Below are 16,040 nucleotides of genomic sequence, written 5' to 3'. Positions count from 1 at the left end.
ATGGACGCGCTGGCCAGGCACTTCCAGCATCTGCTGGCCTACCACGCCTGGGCTTACCAGCGCCTGCTGGAGAGCCTGCGACCCGTGGATGATGCGGCCCTCCGCGCGCCGTGCGGGTTGTTCTTCGGCAGCCTGCACGGGACCCTGAACCATCTGGTGGCAGTGGATCGCATCTGGCTGGCGCGGGTACGCCAGGAGCCGCCACCCTATGACCGCCTGGACGTGGAAGTGGCCAATGGGCGCGACGAACTTGCCGCTTGCCTGGCGGCGGGCGTGCAGGCCTGGCAGACGCAACTGGCCGGACTGGAGGGCGACGCCCTGCTGCGTCCACTGAACTACCGCACTATGCGCGGCGAACCCCAGCGCCGCTCTCTGGCAGATATCGTCACCCATCTGGTCAACCACGGTACCCACCACCGCGGCCAGGCCTCCGCCGCGCTTTCGGCCTTGGGCCTGGAGACGCCGGCCATGGACTTCATCTATTTCAAGCCGGAGTCGGCATGACCTCACCCCGCCGGCACGCGCAATTGCTGCGCCTGGCCACCCGAGCCTCCCTTGCCGTCGCCATCATCCTCGTCATAGCCAAGGCCATTGCCTGGGCCATGAATGGTTCGGTCAGCCTGCTCGCCGGCCTGACCGATTCGCTGATGGATAGCGCAGCCTCCCTGCTCAACCTGCTTGCAGTGCACTACGCCCTGAAACCTGCTGATGACGACCATCGCTACGGTCACGGCAAGGCCGAAGCCCTGGCGGGGCTGGCACAAGCGCTATTCATCAGCGTCAGTTCCGTGCTGGTGGCGGCCCAGGCCTACGAGCGCCTGAATGCCCCGCAGCCGCTCGAGGCGGAAATGCTCGGTATCGGCGTGATGATCCTGTCACTGGCCCTCACCGCTGCACTGCTCCTTTTGCAACGGAGGGTTATCCGCGCTACCGGCTCCACCGCTGTCCGCGCCGACTCCCTCCATTACCGCTCCGACCTGCTGCTCAACGGCGGGATTCTCCTCGCCCTGGTGTTGGCCAGCCTGGGGTGGCAACAGGCCGACGCGCTGTTCGGCCTGGGTATCGCCGGCTACATCCTCTGGAGTGCCATCGGTATCGCGCGGGAATCGATTTCGGTGCTGATGGACGAGGAGCTGACGCCGGCGATCAGCGCCGACATGCACCGGCTGGCGTGCGCCGTCCCCGGCGTGCTTGGCGCACATGACCTGCGCACGCGGATTTCCGGCAACCACTGGTACGTGCAACTGCACCTGGAGCTTCCGGGGGAGCTGACGCTTTCCCGTGCCCACGCGCTCTGCGAAGCGGCCGCGAATGCCATCACAGCGCAGTACCCCCGTGCAGAAGTGCTGGTGCATGCCGACCCCAGCGAAGTGGTGAAGCACGACTAGAGTATTTACTCTAAGAATCCTAGACTGCCTCCTTCCATAACAAGAACGAGGAGTCTGCAATGCCCCTGTCCCTATCCGCCGCCGCCCTGCTCGGGCTGGTGGCCTGGAGCCTGCTGCTGGTTTTCCTGATGGTGAACCAGCGCGGTTTGCTGGTGCTGGCTGGACGGATGAAGGTCAACGCCTTTGCCGCTGACGGCAGCAATACCCCTGGAGCTTTCGGCCAGCGCCTGGTACGCGCCCATGCCAATGCCCTGGAAAACCTGCCGATGCAGGCAGCCGTTCTGCTCTACGTCATCGCTGCCGGGCAAACCGCAATCACCGATCCGCTCGCTGGCCTGCTTCTCGCCGCCCGGCTGTTTCAGAGCTGCATGCACCTGATCAGCACCAGCGCGCTTTTCGTCTGGTTGAGGTTTGCCGGCTTCTTCGTTCAGGTCGCGATCCTGGCCTGGTGGCTGCTGAAGCTGGCAGGGTTGGCCTGACACCCGCTTCATACGCGCAAGAAAAAAGGGGGCCCCATACTGCGGGCCCCCTTCGGGAAATTCGTCCTGTGCTGGCGATTGTGTCGCCGCTTTCATCGCCTGCCTGATTGGGCAGCGCGGACCCGGGGGCCTGCTCGATCCGGTTGGATCGGCGGCGCCGACGCACCTGATTGGGCGGGTCGGGTGGACTTGCTGTCCGGGCCGTGAAACTGAGAGAAATCTTACGTCCAGGCGCGCGACGAATGATTGCTAATATTGCTCACAAAGCTATCTCTTGCGCAACTAATCACTAAAACAGCAATATATACAGCAATCCATACAAATAATGGCAACCACAATGGAAAAGCTCGATCGCTACGACCTCAAGATCCTCGCCGAACTGCAGCGCGACGCGCGCATCTCCAATCAGGAGCTGGCTGAGCGCATCGGGCTGTCCCCTTCGCCTTGCTCGCGACGGGTCAAGCAACTGGAGGATGACGGCTATATCGTTCGCCAGGTCGCCCTGCTGGACCGCAAGAAGCTGGGCCTCAGCCTCACCGCCTACGTACTGATCGGCATGGACCGGCACACGCCGGAGCGCTTCGAGCACTTCCAGGAGGTGATCAGCCAATGTCCCGAGGTGCTGGAGTGCAGCCTGGTCACGGGTATGGAGGCGGACTACCAGTTGAAGGTAGTGGTGCCGGACATGGACCACTACCAACAGTTTCTGCTCGGGCAACTGACCCGAATCGAAGGGGTGACCAGCGTGCGCTCGAGCTTCGTGCTCAACCAGGTACTGAGCAGCACGGAGCTCCCCCTGGGCCATCTGCGCGGCTGAACGGCCCTCCCGCGGCGGATGGCTTGGCGTATAATCGTCGCGCTTTGCTGTACCCCGCGTGGCCCCGCCTCATAAGAGCCCTCCGGCTCACAGAATCACAAGCGCACCGCCCCGCTTTCCGCCCGCCCCTTCGGTCGTCCGGGTGCAGCCTGTATTCAGTCCACGAGGTGTGAAATGAGCCCGGAGAAATTCGAAGAATTGATGATGACGGCGATGATCGCCGGCCTGGTGGCCTTCATGGCCTTCATCGTCTGGGACCTGGCCAAGAAGTCCAAGGCCGGACGTTTCGGCACCATGATCCTGTTCCTTGCCCTCGGCCTGGGCGTGCTGGGCTTCGTCATCAAGACACTGGTAATTGGCGGCCTGGAAGGTATCTGAGTCGCAGCACCCGAGCCCGTCAGCCAAGGCGGGCTCAGCAAGCCGGTCAGAGTTGGGCTGGCACTTCTCTGTATTCCCCCAGCCCCAGCCCATCGAGGCTCCAGGGGCCTATTCGCACTCGTACCAGGCGCAAGGTAGGCAGCCCTACCGCTGCAGTCATGCGCCTGACCTGGCGGTTGCGCCCTTCACGAATCACCAGCTCCAGCCACGCAGTGGGCACGCTCTTGCGAAAACGCACGGGCGGGTTGCGCTCCCATAGCTGCGGCTCTTCGATCCGCCGCGCTTCAGCCGGCAGGGTCGGCCCGTCGTTCAGCTCCACGCCCTCGCGCAATTGCCGGAGCTGCTCTTCGCTGGGCTCACCTTCCACTTGCACCCAGTAGGTCTTCGCCAGTTTGTGCTTCGGGTCGGCGATGCGCGCCTGCAAGCGGCCGTCGTTGGTCAACAGCAGCAGGCCCTCGCTGTCACGGTCCAGCCGCCCGGCGGGATAGATACCAGGGATGGGGATGTAGTCCTTGAGCGTCGCGCGGCCCTCGCCGTCGCTGAACTGGGTCAGCACATCGAAGGGTTTGTTGAACAGCACCAGACGCGGTTCGGCCGGCGGCGCCTTGGCCACGCGACGAGGAGCAGCGGGACCGGGGCGACGGGAAGCGGGACGGGTAGGGCGAGTTGGACGCGACATGCCTGGAAACGGGTTGGCGGTCTGGGAATGGGAGAGGCATGCTAGGTTGAGTGCTCCCCTGCCGCAAGAGAGAACGCCATGTCGCGTGCCCTGCGTCCTATCTGGCTGATCAACTTGATGACCCTCGCGGGTTATCACCGCTCACCCTATCGTGGTCGGGCCTCGGACAACTTCGACGGTCAGCGCTTTCGCAACCTGGAACCCAAGCCACACAAGGACTTGCGCGCCTTCCTGCGTTGGCAGTTGAGCCGCGAGAAGCAGGCGGACTGGCTCGACCAGCCCGGCCCGGCCGTCCCACCCGAGGTGCCGATCCGGGTTGAGGGCGACGAGCTGCGGGTCACCTACATCAACCACGCCACTCTGCTGATCCAGCATCGCGGGTTGAATATCCTCACCGACCCGGTCTGGTCCCAGCGTGTCAGCCCCTTCAGCTTCGTCGGCCCCAGGCGCCATCACCCGCCAGGCCTGCAACTGGACCAGCTGCCGCCCATCGACCTGATCCTGGTCAGTCACAACCATTACGACCACCTGGACCTGGAAAGCCTGCGTGCGCTGGTGGAGCGCTTCCCTCTGGCCACCGTGGTCAGCGGGCTGGGCAACGGGGTGCTGATTCGCGAGGCTGGTTTCAAGCAGGTCACCGAACTGGACTGGTGGCAGGAACTGCCGCTGGCGGGCGGCCTCAAACTGCATTCGGTGCCGGTACAGCACTGGTCGGCGCGAACCCGCAGCGACACCAACGAAACGTTGTGGATGGGCTTTGTGATCGAATCACCGGACGGCCCCTTCCTGTTCCCCGGGGATACCGGCCTGGGACCGGAGTTTCGCCTGATCCGCGAACGCTTCGGGCCGATGCGTTTTTCCGCCCTGCCCATCGGGGCCTACGCACCTCGCTGGTTCATGCGCGACAACCACATGAACCCGGACGACGCCGTGCAAGCCCACAAGCAGCTGGAGTCCGGGTGCAGCCTGGCCATCCATTTCGGCACCTTCAACCTCACTGACGAAGGTCAATTCGCTCCACCCCGCGACCTGACCAAGGCACTTGCCGACTGGCAGGTGGACGCCACTGCCTTCCGTGTGCCGACTCCGGGCTATCAGTGGTTGATTCCAGCCTTGACCGATTGAATGAAGAAGGGCCGCACTGGGCGGCCCTTCTTTTTTCGTTTGGCGAATGAACTCGCGCCCTGGACAATCAGGTCATCGCGTCGATCAGCGGAATGGCGGCTCATCAAAGCTGCGCAGTTTGCGCGAGTGCAATGCGTTCAGCTGAGTACGCAGCAGGTCGAGGGCTGCAATGCCAATACGCAGGTGCTGGCTGACGGCGCGCTGGTAGAAGGCACTGGCCGAGCCAGGCAGCTTGATCTCGCTGTGCAACGGCTTGTCGGAGACACACAGCAAGGTGCCGTAGGGCACCCGCAGGCGGTAGCCCTGGGCCGCAATCGTGCCGCTCTCCATATCCACCGCTACCGCCCGCGACAGGTTGATCAGCGGTCGCTCCTGGGCCCAACGCAGCTCCCAGTTGCGGTCGTCATACGTGAGCACGGTACCGGTGCGCAGGCGGCGCTTGAGGTCCTCGCCACGTTCACCGGTGACCTGCGCTGCAGCCTCTTGCAGTGCCTGCTGCACTTCGGCCAGGGCCGGCAGCGGGATATTAGGCGGCAGTACCCGATCGAGAATACCGTCGCGGCGCATGTAGGCGTGGGCCAGCACGTAGTCGCCAATGGTCTGCGACTGCCGCAGGCCGCCACAGTGGCCGATCATCAGCCAGCAGTGCGGGCGCAGCACGGCCAGGTGGTCAGTGATGTTCTTGGCATTGGACGGTCCGACGCCGATGTTCACCAGAGTCACCCCATGCCCATCGGCCGCAATCAGGTGGTAAGCCGGCATCTGGTAACGGTGCCAGACCACGCCGTCGACGATGGCCTGCATCTCGCCTTCATCCATACCGCGCTCCACCACCACGTTGCCCGGCAGCACCATGCGCACGAAGCGAGGGTCTTCGTGCAGTTGATCGATGCCATGACGGATGAACTGGTCGACGTAGCGGTGGTAGTTGGTCAGCAGAATCCACGGCTGCACATGGCGCCAGTCGCTACCGGTGTAATGCACCAGGCGGCGCAGCGAGAAATCCACGCGCGCGGCGTCGAACAGCGCCAGGGGCAGTGGGTCGGCGTTTTCCCAATCGTAAAGGCCATCAGCCACGCCATCGGTGGCGGCGGAAAGATCAGTACTGGGGAACACGCGCGCCAGTTCGGCGGCAGTCACCCCGGAACCGGCCAGCTCGTCGCCCTGCTCCACCACGTAGGGATACGGGATGTTCTGCTGGCTGATACCCACTTCCACCTGCACGGTGAAGTCATGCATCAGCGGCCGCAATTGCTCCAACAAATACTTACGGAAGGCGTCCGGGTGGGTGACGGTAACGCAGTAGTTGCCCGGAACCTGGATCTTGGCGTACGCGCGGGTGGTGGAGGGCACTTCGCCCTGGCAGCGGTAGGTGATGCGCAGCAGCGGGTAGCGGAACAGCGCGCGCTGCTCGGCATCCGGCTCGATGCGTTCCTTGATATAGCGCTTCAGCGCCTGACTGAGGGCTCCGGTAGCCTGCCTGTGCAGCTCGGCGAGGCGATCGACAGCTTCCTCGGCGGTTTCGGCAATCACAAAATCGTTCGGTTCGAGGCTCACGGTAGGCATCCTTTCTATTCGCTCTGGACCTATCTTGCCTGCTTGGACAGATAAAGGCATAGAACGATTCGGCAGGTTGCCTTGCCGCTCGCTCCACCCGCCACGAGGCGGGTGAAGGAACCTTGGGATCAAGCCAGATGTGGGGTAGCCCGAGCCACCAGGGCCTCCACGTCGGCGCCGCGCGGCAGGGTGCCGTAGACACGGCCGTAACCGTTCAGGCGGCTGCCGATGAAGGCGTCGGCGACAGTGGCGTTGCCGGCTTCCAGCAGCAGCTTGGCCTGCAGTGCTACGGCCACGTCTTCGGTGAGCTGGCGGGCGCGGTACTGAATATCGCCGGTATCAGCGAAGCCCTTCTTGAGGTTGCCGATGAAGGACGCGAGTCGCGCATCGCCGTGGCCGTCGCCCAACTCGGCGAACAGCACGTCGAGCACACCGGGCTCCTTGGACAGGGCACGCAGTACGTCCAGGCACTGCACGTTGCCGGAGCCTTCCCAGGTGGAGTTGACCGGAGCTTCGCGGTAGAGGCGCGGCAGAATGGTGTCTTCCACGTAGCCCGCGCCCCCCAGGCACTCGGCGGCTTCGTTGATCATCGCGGGGGCACGTTTGCAGATCCAGTACTTACCCACGGCGGTCACCAGGCGGGCGAACTTGTCTTCCTGTTCGTCGTGGGCGTTGTCCAGGGCGCGGCCCATGCGCATGGTCAGGGCCAATGCGGCTTCGCTTTCCAGCGCGAGATCGGCCAGCACGTTCTGCATCAGTGGCTGCTCAGCCAACACGCGCCCACCGACCTTGCGGTAGGCGCAGTGGTGGGCGGCTTGGGTCAACGCCTGACGCATCAGGGCACTGGAACCGATCATGCAGTCGAAGCGCGTCAGGGCCACCATCTCGATGATGGTCGGGACGCCACGCCCCTCTTCACCCACCATCCAGGCCAGGGCGCCACGGTACTCGACCTCGCTGGAGGCGTTGGACCAGTTACCCAGCTTGTTCTTCAGACGCTGGATGTAGAACTCGTTGCGGCTGCCGTCTGGACGGTGACGCGGCAGCAGGAAGCAGGACAGCCCCTTGTCGGTGTAAGCCAGGGTAAGGAAGGCGTCGCACATGGGCGCCGAGCAGAACCACTTGTGCCCCACCAGTTCGTAGGCCTGGCCCGGCCCCGGAATGCCAATCGGGTGGGCGCGGGTGGTATTGGCACGGACATCGGTACCGCCTTGCTTCTCGGTCATCGCCATGCCGATGGTGGCGCCGGTCTTCTGCTCAATGGGCAGGTTGCGCGGGTCGTATTCGGTGGACAGTATCTTCGGCAACCACTTCTCGGCGATGTTCGCCTGCAGACGCAGGGCGGGCACGCTGGCGAAGGTCATGGTCAGCGGGCAGCCGGTGCCGGCTTCGGCCTGGCTGTGCAGGTAGCTCATCCCGGCGCGGGCGACCTGGGCTCCGGCACGCGGATCGGTCCAGGGCATGGAAGGAATACCGTGCTCGATGGCAGCGCGCATCAGCTCATGGTAAGCCGGGTGGAACTCCACCAGGTCGACGCGGTGGCCAAAGCGGTCGTGGCTCTTGAACACCGGTTTGTTCTCATTGGCGAGAAAACCCGCCGCCATCAGTGAGCCGCCGGCCAAGGCGCCATAGGTATCCAGGCGCTCTTCGGCCCACCCCCCCTGGTAGCGACGCACCCACTCCTGCAGCGGCAGGTCGACGCGATAAAGGTTGGCGCCATCCAGTGGCGGCACCTGGTTGAAAACTTCATGGGTTTCAGCGAACTCGTGCAGGCTCATCGCAAGTCTCCAGGGGCAGATTGACTGGCGCCCAAGGCGCGCAGGCAGAAAGTGACGAGAGTGATGCAGACGGCCTCGAGGTCGTCAGACGCATGACCGGACTCGCGCAGGGCGCGGGCCGGAGGCGACAGCGGGCCGACCAGGGACTCGGCGATAGCGCCGACCAGGCAGGCTGCGGTCAGGGATATGGATGACACCTGGAACTCGCCGCGCACCTGGCCTTCCGCCAACAGTTGGCAGAACAGTTCGGCGTAGGCCTCGCGGTAGAGCAGACGCTGTTCGTCCACTTCGGGGTCGACCGGTTCGGCGATCAGAGCAAAGGCCAGCCGCTGGCTGTGCCAGGCGCGCGCAGCAAACTGGCGCAGACCGCGCGCCAGGCGCTCGGCAGCCGGTCCCTCGCCACGCAGCACCTCGGCCAGGCTGTCGACTTCCAGTTGGCTGGCCCTGGCGAACACCTCCGCCGCCAGCTCGCCCTTGTTGCCGAAATGGCGATAAAGACTCCCGGTGGCGATGCCGGCGTCCTCAGCCAGGGCTTGCATGGTCAGCGCGGCGAAGCCGCCTTCCACCACACGTGCGTGGGCACACGCGAGAATGCGGCAGCGCAGCGCCTGATCACGGTCGATTCGGGAAGCAGTAGTGCGATAAGCCATGATCTGAATCCTGATTCACTTTTCCCAGTGAATCAGGATTCAGACCTTGCAGAAAGCGGGAGAAATGCCGCGCTTGGTGACATATATGCCGCCACCCAGCGCCATACGCCTGCCGAAGCGATCAGCTCAGCGACCTGGCAGCCTCGATCGGTTTGCACAGCAGCCAGTCGTTGAGCAGCGTGCGCAGCTCCTCGAACTTCACAGGTTTGGCCATGTAGTCGCTCATGCCCGCCGCCAGGCACCGTTCGCGGTCACCGCTGTGACTGTGGGCGGTTATGGCCAGCACTGGCAGATCGGCGCAGCCAGGCATGGCGCGCAGGGCGCGACAGGTAGCGAACCCATCCATCACCGGCATCTGGCAGTCCATCAATACGGCGTCGATGGGCTCGCGACGGATCTGTTCGAGGGCCTCGGCGCCGTTGTCCGCTGTGCGCACGCGGTAGCCGAGCTTGAGCAGCATGCCGCGGGTCACCAACTGGTTGATGGCGTTGTCCTCCACCACCAGCACGGTGCATTGCTCCGGTCGCCGTTGTGGCTGACCGCTGGGACGACGCGCCGGCACGACCAGGGCCTGGGCCGGCAAGGCCAGGCTCAGGTCCAGGCTGAAGGTGCTGCCGCGACCGGGTTGGGATTGATGGGAAAGTTTGCCGCCGAGCAACGCCACCAGTTGCTGACTGAGCGCAAGGCCGATGCCGAGGCCGCCGTACTCGCGGGTCATGGAACCGTCGAGCTGGTAGAAGCGCCGATAGATCAGACCATCCGGTGGAGTCGCAAAGCCAATGCCGGTGTCGGTGACCTCGATGCGCAACGCCAGACTGCCGTTAGCCGGCTCCTCGCCGCTGACCTTGAGGCCGACGCGGCCGTGATTGGTGAACTTGATGGCGTTATCCAGCAGGTAGCCCAGCGCCTGGGCCAGTTTGCCGGCGTCACCTTCGAGAGTGTCCGGCAGCTTCTGGTCGAGCTTAAGGTCGAACACCAACCCCTTTTCCTCGGCGCGGGGGCCGTACTGCACCCGCAGACTGTCCACCAGGCCACGCAGGCTGAAGGGCTCGCGCCGCGGGTAAAGCTTGCCGGCCTGCAGCTCGGTCATGGCGAGAATGTCATTGACCAGACGCATCATGTCCCGCGCCGAACCGGAGGCGGTGCGCTGGTACTGCTCCAGTTCGTCGTCCAGTGGCAGGGTTTGCATCAGCTCGAGAGAACCGATGACACCGTTCATCGGCGTGCGCAGCTCGTGGGTGACGGTGGCGAGGAACTCGTCTTTCAGGCGGTTGCTGTTGGCCAGTTCCTGATTGAGCGTTTCCAACTTACGGCCGGCGTCCAGGAGGATGCGGGCACGCTCTTCCTTCATGGCGTTGATACGATCGGCCAGGGCCAGGGAAAGCAGCCCCACCTCCAGTGCCGAGCCGATCTGGCTGGCGTACATGGTCAAGAAGACGTTCGGCAGGTAGCCCAGCACCATCAGGGTGTTGATGGCCCCCCCCAGGAGGAAGGCGCTCCAGGCAATGATGAAATAGCGCGCTACGCGCATTCCCCGCAACCAGGCCAGCACACCGGCGGAGAAAATCACCACCGTGAAGATCAGCGCCAGGGAGGTGGCCAGGCGCAGGGCCAGGCCGTAGCTGGCGGTCAGCGCCAAGACCATTGCCAGTCCGCCCAGGGCCATCAGGCCCAGCAGAGCGCGGTCCATCCAAGGGCTGTGGTCGGCGGTGTGCAGGAAACTACGGGAGAACTGGCAGCCGAACAGTGCCGCCGAACCGATCAGGAAAGGCGTCGCCGCATTCGCCCACCAGGGGTTGTCCGGCCAGAAGTACTGGATGCCCGCGCCATTGACCGAAATCTGGTAGAGCCCGAAGGAACCGATATAAAGGATGTAGTAGAGGTAACTGGTGTCGCGAACACTGAGGTAGATGAACAGGTTGTAGAACAGCATCACCAGCAGCACGCCGTAAATGATGCCGAGCACATAAATGCGTTCCGGCTGTTCCTCGAGGAAGGCTTTCTGCGACCAGAGCGTCAGCGGCGCCTGGATGGAGCCCTCGCTCTGCAGTCGCAGATAGATGCGCCGGGTCTGATTGGGTTGCAGGCTGATGCTGAAGACGTAGTTGTTCTGCTTGATTTGACGGCTGTCGAACGGCAACGCATCGCCAGTGCGCTGGGCGAGGCGATAACCACCCTGACCGTCAGGCAGGTAGAGGTCGAGGTGGTCCAGCGGCGGGTAAGCCAGTTCCAGCAGCCAGTCCTGCTGGCCGCCCCGGTCGAGCGGGCGGTAGTTCAGATCGACCCGCAGCCAGAAGACTGAGCGCGAGTAGCCGGCATTGAGCACAGACTTGTCATTGCGACGGAAGCTACTGGCCAGGGCTGGGGACGTGATGTCGTCGATCTCGGCATCGCCACGAACGTCTTCGAACACATCCATGTGCTTGCCCAGGGGAAGACTGCGCAGCTGCTCGTCGAACTCCACGGCATTGGCCAGCCCCGCGAGCAGGCAAAGAGATAGGAAAAGGAGGATACGCATGCAGCCCCGCAATGGCCTCTTGACCGCGTCCGGGAGCCCCACCTCCTTATTCGGCGCGCCACCCGGGGCCAGGTTATTCAAAAGCAGCACTCTAGCACAGCGCAGAGCGGCTGAAAGCTGCACATTGCCATCACGCCGAAACAGCTCTATTCCGGGCCTTACAGGCTGAAGGGCAAAGCCACCCCGAACACCCCTGAGGCAAAGCGCCGCCGGTGCGGCTCGGCGAGGTGTTTAATGGTAAGCTCGCCGACCATGAAAACGACCAACTCTCGCCCCGTAGTCCTCTGCCTTTCCGGCCACGACCCCAGTGGTGGCGCCGGCCTCCAGGCGGACATCGAAGCCCTGATCGCACAAGGCTGCCACGCTGCTCCGGCAGTGACCGCCCTGACCGTGCAGGACACCGTCAACGTTTCCGACTTCCGCGTTCTGGATCGCGAATGGGTGCTGGCCCAGGCCCATGCCGTGATCGCCGACCTGCCGGTGGCCGCCGTCAAGCTGGGGATGCTCGGCTCGGTGCAGATGGTCGAAACCGTACTGGAAATCATGCAGTCGCTGCCGGGCATTCCGCTGGTCTGCGACCCGGTGCTGCGTGCTGGAGGCGGCGGTGCACTGGGCAAGGACGAGGTGGGCTACGCGATCCGCGAACGCCTGCTGCCGGTGGCTGCCATCGCCACCCCGAACCTGCCGGAAGCGCGCATCCTTGCCGAACTGCCGGAAGGCACACCGGACGAATGCGCGGAGAAGCTGTTGCCCTTCTGCCGCAACCTGCTGATCACCGGCGGCCACGGCGACGAGACTGAAGTGCACAACCGCCTCTACACCCAGGACGGTCAGCGCCACACCTTCACCTGCCAGCGCCTGCCCGGCAGCTACCACGGCTCGGGTTGCACCTTGGCCAGCGCCCTGTCCGGCCGCCTGGCCCTGGGCGAGGAACTGTCCAGCGCCGTGCGCACCGCGCTCGACTACACCTGGCGCACCCTGCGTGACGCCGAACAACCCGGCCATGGCCAGTACGTGCCGCGCCGCTTGCCGCTGGACTTCTGCCAATGAAACTGCGCGGTCTCTACGCCATTACCGACAGCCAGCTGCTGGCCGGCGGCAAGCTGTTGCCCTATGTCGAGGCCGCACTGAAGGGCGGCACCAAATTACTGCAGTATCGCGACAAATCCAGTGACGACGCCCGCCGCCTGCGCGAGGCCGAGGCACTGGGCGAGCTGTGCACCCGCTACGGTGCCCAGTTGATCATCAATGATGACGCTGAACTGGCCGCACGCCTGGGCGTCGGCCTGCACCTGGGCCAGGGTGACGGTTCCCTGGCCGCAGCCCGAGCCCTACTCGGCCGCCAGGCCATCATCGGCGGCACCTGCCACGCCAGCCTCGACCTGGCCGCCGCAGCGATCAAGGAAGGCGCCAGCTATATCGCTTTCGGCCGCTTCTACAATTCCCAGACCAAACCGGGCGCGCCGGCTGCCACCCTGGACCTGCTGGACCAGGCAAAGCAGCGCTTCCAGTCGCCGATTGTCGCCATCGGCGGCGTGACCCTGGAAAACGCTCCCGAATTGATCGCCCGCGGCGCCAGCATGGTGGCGGTGGTCCACGCGTTGTTCGGCGCAGATTCTGCAGCTGAAGTAGAACGCCGCGCCCACGCCTTCAGCGCCCTGTTCGACGCCGCCTGAACCCGAATTCGCTTGTAAAGAGAGTCCTGCCCATGTCCCGTTCCGAAACCCTGTTCGCCAACGCCCAGAAACACATCCCCGGCGGTGTCAACTCGCCGGTCCGCGCCTTCAAGAGCGTCGGCGGCACCCCGCTGTTCTTCAAGCATGCGATCGGGGCCTACGTAACGGACGAGGATGACAAGCGCTACGTGGACTACGTCGGCTCCTGGGGCCCGATGATCCTCGGCCACAGCCATCCGGACGTGCTGGACGCGGTGCGCAAGCAACTGGAACACGGCCTGTCCTATGGCGCGCCCACCGCGCTGGAAGTGGAGATGGCCGATCTGGTCTGCTCCCTGGTGCCATCCATGGAGATGGTGCGCATGGTCAGCTCCGGCACCGAAGCCACCATGAGCGCCATTCGTCTGGCGCGCGGTTACACCGGCCGCGACAGCATCATCAAGTTCGAAGGTTGCTACCACGGCCACTCAGATTCCCTGCTGGTGAAAGCCGGTTCCGGCGCCTTGACGCTGGGCGTGCCCAGCTCCCCGGGCGTGCCGGCGGCCTTCGCTCAGCACACCCTGACCCTGCCGTTCAACGACATCGACGCGGTTGAAAAGACCCTGGCCGAAGTGGGCAACGAGGTGGCCTGCATCATCGTCGAGCCAGTGGCCGGCAACATGAACTGCGTGCCACCGGCCCCGGGCTTCCTCGAAGGCCTGCGCAGCCTGTGCGACAAGCACGGCGTGGTGCTGATCTTCGACGAAGTGATGACCGGCTTCCGCGTCGCCCTCGGCGGTGCCCAGGCCCACTACGGCATCACCCCGGACCTCTCCACCTTCGGCAAGATCATCGGCGGCGGCATGCCGGTGGGCTGCTTCGGCGGCAAGCGCGAAATCATGTCGTGCATCGCCCCGCTGGGCCCGGTTTACCAGGCCGGCACCCTGTCCGGTAACCCGCTGGCCATGGCCGCCGGTCTGACCACCCTGAAGCTGATCAGCCGCCCTGGCTTCCACGCAGAGCTGACCGACTACACCACCCGCATGCTCGACGGCCTGCAGCAGCGCGCGGATGCCGCCGGCATCCCCTTCGTGACCACCCAGGTGGGCGGCATGTTCGGCCTCTACTTCAGCGGCGCCGACGACATCATCACCTTCCAGGACGTGATGGCCAGCGATGCCGAACGCTTCAAGCGCTTCTTCCACCTGATGCTCGACGGCGGCGTGTACCTGGCACCAAGCGCCTATGAGGCGGGCTTCACTTCCATCGCCCATGGCGACAAGGAACTGGCGATCACCCTGGACGCCGCCGAGCGCGCCTTCGCCAAACTCAAGCAGGCCTGATGCAGTACAGCACGGCCCTCTCCGACGGCATCCTCGCCCTTGCCTGCCTGGTCAGCGCCTTCGCACTGGCCCGGGCGGGCAAGACGCTCGCCGACGCGGAGCGGCCGGCCTGGTTCTGCGCCTTGCTCGGACTGCTGATTCCGGCCGCCGCGGCCCTGTGCGGGGTCGTGCGCTTCTCGCTCGATCCTTCTTGGCACGAAATCCACAGCCTGTTCAGCCAGGCCGGGACCTTCCTCGCGCTACCGTTGGTCGCCCTGGCGATCTTCGCCTTCGCAAGGGGCGCTATCTGGAGTCGCGCGGGCTGGGGTCGCCTGGTGATCGGCTTGTGCGTCTTCTTCGAACTGGCCCGGCGCTTCGAGTTGCTAAGCGAATACCGCCTACTGTTGAGTCTCGCCGCCTTTGCCCTGATTCTGCTGGCCGGCCTGGGCCGGCTACCGGAGCAGCCCCTGCCGCTACTGGCAGCGCTAGCGACCATCGGCCTGTTTCTCTTGGCCGGACTGGTCGTGGGGACTGACGGCTTTATCGGTCCGTTACACCGAGTCGACCTGTTCCACGCCTTGCTCACCCCCGCCTATCCGCTTCTAGCCTGGCTGCTGCTGCACCTTCGCAGCACCGAGACAAACGCAAACAAAGTAAAGGCTTTGTAAGATCGCCCCGGCTTATTTCATAATGTGACGGTCGGCGCGTTTCTCGCCGGCCGGGCATGATGCCTGCACTGCTTCCGAGGCGCTGTGATCCCCATGAACCGCACCGGCCGCACCCTTATTCTGGGCTGCCTGTTGCTTTTCCTGCCGCTGCTGGCCAATGCCGGCGGTAACTCCCTGCTGATCCCTGCAACCGGCCGCTGCAACCTGAACAGCCTGCCGGAAAACCTCTCGGAAGCCATTTCCGCCTGCCAACAGGCCGCCAAGGGTGGCGATGCCGAGGCCCAGTATGAGCTCGGCGAGTTCTACTACGACGGCAAACGCACCCCACGCGACCTGGCCCAGGCCCTGCAATGGTTCGAGCAAGCGTCCCTCAATGGTCACGCCATGGCTCAATTGCGTCTGGGCAACATGTTCTTCCGGGGCGAAGGCGTACCGGCCAACAACGTACAGGCGTACATCGTGCTGAAGATGGCCGCAGTGAACGGTTCGGACGAGGCGATGGACAGCGCCGACCTGGTGGCCGCGCAAATGCGTACTGATGAGCTGGAAATCGCAACCCAGGTACTGGGACAGATCTTCCGCAACTACCTGCTTGAGCTGCAGGCCGCCGACGGCGGCTCGCCTTTCTCGCCCCTGCCCTGACGGCAGCGGCACACCTGCCGATACCCGCTTACTTCTCCGGCATCGGCATGGGGAAGGGCATAACGTTGCCGCTGCCCTTCGCTTCGCTGATTTTCGGCGTGCCCAGGCGCTCCACTTCGTCGATGCGGATGATCGAATGCATCGGCAGGAAGCTGCGCACCACGCCTTCGAATTGGGCCTTGAGCTTCTCTTCGCTGGGGTCGACGACTACCTGAGTGCGCTCGCCGAAGACAAATTCCTCCACCTCCAGAAAGCCCCACAGATCGCTCTGGTAGATCTGCTTGGCGTACATCTCGTACACCTGGCCCTGGTTCAGGAAGATCACCTTGTAGATTGGGGTGGACTTGCTCATGGCGGTTCGGCGGGTCGTCGCGGGGCGTTTTC

At 64.4% G+C, this 16,040-nt stretch carries 17 protein-coding genes; 11 read left to right on the top strand and 6 right to left on the bottom strand.

What is annotated here, in order from left to right; genetic code table 11:
* From E8F20_RS16810 to E8F20_RS16790, 5 genes are all read left to right on the top strand, one after another.
* Complete coding sequence (locus E8F20_RS16810) at positions 1-504, top strand: DinB family protein (protein ID WP_280284735.1); 504 nt, start codon at positions 1-3, stop codon at positions 502-504.
* On the top strand, positions 501-1,388 hold the full coding sequence (locus E8F20_RS16805; RefSeq protein WP_280284734.1) for a cation diffusion facilitator family transporter: 888 nt from the start codon (positions 501-503) through the stop codon (positions 1,386-1,388). The genes E8F20_RS16810 and E8F20_RS16805 overlap by 4 nt, the downstream gene beginning before the upstream one ends.
* A gap of 59 nt (positions 1,389-1,447) precedes the next feature.
* Complete coding sequence (locus tag E8F20_RS16800) at positions 1,448-1,867, top strand: MAPEG family protein (RefSeq protein ID WP_280284732.1); 420 nt, start codon at positions 1,448-1,450, stop codon at positions 1,865-1,867.
* A 337-nt stretch (positions 1,868-2,204) separates the two neighbouring features.
* Positions 2,205-2,684, top strand: a complete 480-nt coding sequence (locus E8F20_RS16795; protein WP_028629708.1) for an Lrp/AsnC family transcriptional regulator — start codon at positions 2,205-2,207, stop codon at positions 2,682-2,684.
* Between the two features lie 174 nt (positions 2,685-2,858).
* Entirely contained in the window at positions 2,859-3,062 is a 204-nt protein-coding gene (locus tag E8F20_RS16790; protein ID WP_028629709.1) for a DUF2788 domain-containing protein, read from the top strand.
* 46 nt (positions 3,063-3,108) lie between these two features.
* On the opposite strand, the gene E8F20_RS16785 is transcribed toward E8F20_RS16790, so the two are convergent.
* A complete protein-coding gene (locus E8F20_RS16785) occupies positions 3,109-3,675 on the bottom strand; it encodes a pseudouridine synthase (protein ID WP_162144825.1) in 567 nt (188 codons plus the stop codon).
* A 144-nt stretch (positions 3,676-3,819) separates the two neighbouring features.
* Here E8F20_RS16785 and E8F20_RS16780 point away from each other — a divergent pair, with 144 nt between their 5' ends.
* A complete protein-coding gene (locus tag E8F20_RS16780; protein WP_280284731.1) occupies positions 3,820-4,866 on the top strand; it encodes an MBL fold metallo-hydrolase in 1,047 nt (348 codons plus the stop codon).
* Positions 4,867-4,950: 84 nt separating this feature from the next.
* Here the strand turns inward: E8F20_RS16780 and amn are convergent, their stop codons facing one another.
* The 4 genes from amn to E8F20_RS16760 all read right to left on the bottom strand — a co-directional run bounded on the left by amn (position 4,951) and on the right by E8F20_RS16760 (position 11,369).
* The gene (gene amn, locus E8F20_RS16775; RefSeq protein ID WP_280284730.1) at positions 4,951-6,432 is read right to left on the bottom strand and encodes an AMP nucleosidase; all 1,482 of its coding nucleotides are present in this window, start codon (positions 6,430-6,432) and stop codon (positions 4,951-4,953) included.
* 119 nt (positions 6,433-6,551) lie between these two features.
* A complete protein-coding gene (locus E8F20_RS16770) occupies positions 6,552-8,201 on the bottom strand; it encodes an acyl-CoA dehydrogenase family protein (protein ID WP_280284729.1) in 1,650 nt (549 codons plus the stop codon).
* The gene (locus E8F20_RS16765; RefSeq protein WP_280284728.1) at positions 8,198-8,851 is read right to left on the bottom strand and encodes a TetR/AcrR family transcriptional regulator; all 654 of its coding nucleotides are present in this window, start codon (positions 8,849-8,851) and stop codon (positions 8,198-8,200) included. The genes E8F20_RS16770 and E8F20_RS16765 overlap by 4 nt, the downstream gene beginning before the upstream one ends.
* 121 nt (positions 8,852-8,972) lie before the next feature.
* On the bottom strand, positions 8,973-11,369 hold the full coding sequence (locus tag E8F20_RS16760; RefSeq protein ID WP_280284727.1) for a hybrid sensor histidine kinase/response regulator: 2,397 nt from the start codon (positions 11,367-11,369) through the stop codon (positions 8,973-8,975).
* A gap of 252 nt (positions 11,370-11,621) precedes the next feature.
* Between E8F20_RS16760 and E8F20_RS16755 the strand changes: the two genes are divergently transcribed.
* The 5 genes from E8F20_RS16755 to E8F20_RS16735 all read left to right on the top strand — a co-directional run bounded on the left by E8F20_RS16755 (position 11,622) and on the right by E8F20_RS16735 (position 15,656).
* The gene (locus tag E8F20_RS16755; RefSeq protein ID WP_280284726.1) at positions 11,622-12,419 is read left to right on the top strand and encodes a hydroxymethylpyrimidine/phosphomethylpyrimidine kinase; all 798 of its coding nucleotides are present in this window, start codon (positions 11,622-11,624) and stop codon (positions 12,417-12,419) included.
* On the top strand, positions 12,416-13,045 hold the full coding sequence (thiE, locus tag E8F20_RS16750; RefSeq protein ID WP_280284725.1) for a thiamine phosphate synthase: 630 nt from the start codon (positions 12,416-12,418) through the stop codon (positions 13,043-13,045). The genes E8F20_RS16755 and thiE overlap by 4 nt, the downstream gene beginning before the upstream one ends.
* Positions 13,046-13,077: 32 nt before the next feature.
* Complete coding sequence (hemL, locus tag E8F20_RS16745; RefSeq protein ID WP_280284724.1) at positions 13,078-14,367, top strand: glutamate-1-semialdehyde 2,1-aminomutase; 1,290 nt, start codon at positions 13,078-13,080, stop codon at positions 14,365-14,367.
* Entirely contained in the window at positions 14,367-15,014 is a 648-nt protein-coding gene (locus E8F20_RS16740) for a hypothetical protein (RefSeq protein WP_280284723.1), read from the top strand. Before hemL ends, E8F20_RS16740 begins: the two co-directional genes overlap by 1 nt.
* A 93-nt stretch (positions 15,015-15,107) precedes the next feature.
* On the top strand, positions 15,108-15,656 hold the full coding sequence (locus E8F20_RS16735; RefSeq protein WP_280284722.1) for a tetratricopeptide repeat protein: 549 nt from the start codon (positions 15,108-15,110) through the stop codon (positions 15,654-15,656).
* 28 nt (positions 15,657-15,684) lie between these two features.
* On the opposite strand, the gene E8F20_RS16730 is transcribed toward E8F20_RS16735, so the two are convergent.
* Positions 15,685-16,008, bottom strand: a complete 324-nt coding sequence (locus E8F20_RS16730) for a DUF1820 family protein (RefSeq protein ID WP_028631425.1) — start codon at positions 16,006-16,008, stop codon at positions 15,685-15,687.
* Between the last annotated feature and the right edge of the window lie 32 nt (positions 16,009-16,040).

The organism is Pseudomonas sp. BN415, from assembly GCF_029871195.1.
Taxonomy (GTDB): Bacteria; Pseudomonadota; Gammaproteobacteria; order Pseudomonadales; family Pseudomonadaceae; genus Metapseudomonas; species Metapseudomonas resinovorans.
This window is presented reverse-complemented; position numbering and strand designations above follow the sequence as displayed.

What these genes read in the sequence shown, in the direction of transcription:
- E8F20_RS16810 (WP_280284735.1), top strand. Translation starts at nt 1, where the DNA reads ATGGACGCGCTGGCCAGGCACTTCCAGCATCTGCTGGCCTACCACGCC.
- E8F20_RS16805 (WP_280284734.1), top strand. Translation starts at nt 501, where the DNA reads ATGACCTCACCCCGCCGGCACGCGCAATTGCTGCGCCTGGCCACCCGA.
- E8F20_RS16800 (WP_280284732.1), top strand. Translation starts at nt 1,448, where the DNA reads ATGCCCCTGTCCCTATCCGCCGCCGCCCTGCTCGGGCTGGTGGCCTGG.
- E8F20_RS16795 (WP_028629708.1), top strand. Translation starts at nt 2,205, where the DNA reads ATGGAAAAGCTCGATCGCTACGACCTCAAGATCCTCGCCGAACTGCAG.
- E8F20_RS16790 (WP_028629709.1), top strand. Translation starts at nt 2,859, where the DNA reads ATGAGCCCGGAGAAATTCGAAGAATTGATGATGACGGCGATGATCGCC.
- E8F20_RS16780 (WP_280284731.1), top strand. Translation starts at nt 3,820, where the DNA reads ATGTCGCGTGCCCTGCGTCCTATCTGGCTGATCAACTTGATGACCCTC.
- amn (WP_280284730.1), bottom strand. Translation starts at nt 6,432, where the DNA reads ATGCCTACCGTGAGCCTCGAACCGAACGATTTTGTGATTGCCGAAACC.
- E8F20_RS16770 (WP_280284729.1), bottom strand. Translation starts at nt 8,201, where the DNA reads ATGAGCCTGCACGAGTTCGCTGAAACCCATGAAGTTTTCAACCAGGTG.
- E8F20_RS16765 (WP_280284728.1), bottom strand. Translation starts at nt 8,851, where the DNA reads ATGGCTTATCGCACTACTGCTTCCCGAATCGACCGTGATCAGGCGCTG.
- E8F20_RS16760 (WP_280284727.1), bottom strand. Translation starts at nt 11,369, where the DNA reads ATGCGTATCCTCCTTTTCCTATCTCTTTGCCTGCTCGCGGGGCTGGCC.
- E8F20_RS16755 (WP_280284726.1), top strand. Translation starts at nt 11,622, where the DNA reads ATGAAAACGACCAACTCTCGCCCCGTAGTCCTCTGCCTTTCCGGCCAC.
- thiE (WP_280284725.1), top strand. Translation starts at nt 12,416, where the DNA reads ATGAAACTGCGCGGTCTCTACGCCATTACCGACAGCCAGCTGCTGGCC.
- hemL (WP_280284724.1), top strand. Translation starts at nt 13,078, where the DNA reads ATGTCCCGTTCCGAAACCCTGTTCGCCAACGCCCAGAAACACATCCCC.
- E8F20_RS16740 (WP_280284723.1), top strand. Translation starts at nt 14,367, where the DNA reads ATGCAGTACAGCACGGCCCTCTCCGACGGCATCCTCGCCCTTGCCTGC.
- E8F20_RS16735 (WP_280284722.1), top strand. Translation starts at nt 15,108, where the DNA reads ATGAACCGCACCGGCCGCACCCTTATTCTGGGCTGCCTGTTGCTTTTC.
- E8F20_RS16730 (WP_028631425.1), bottom strand. Translation starts at nt 16,008, where the DNA reads ATGAGCAAGTCCACCCCAATCTACAAGGTGATCTTCCTGAACCAGGGC.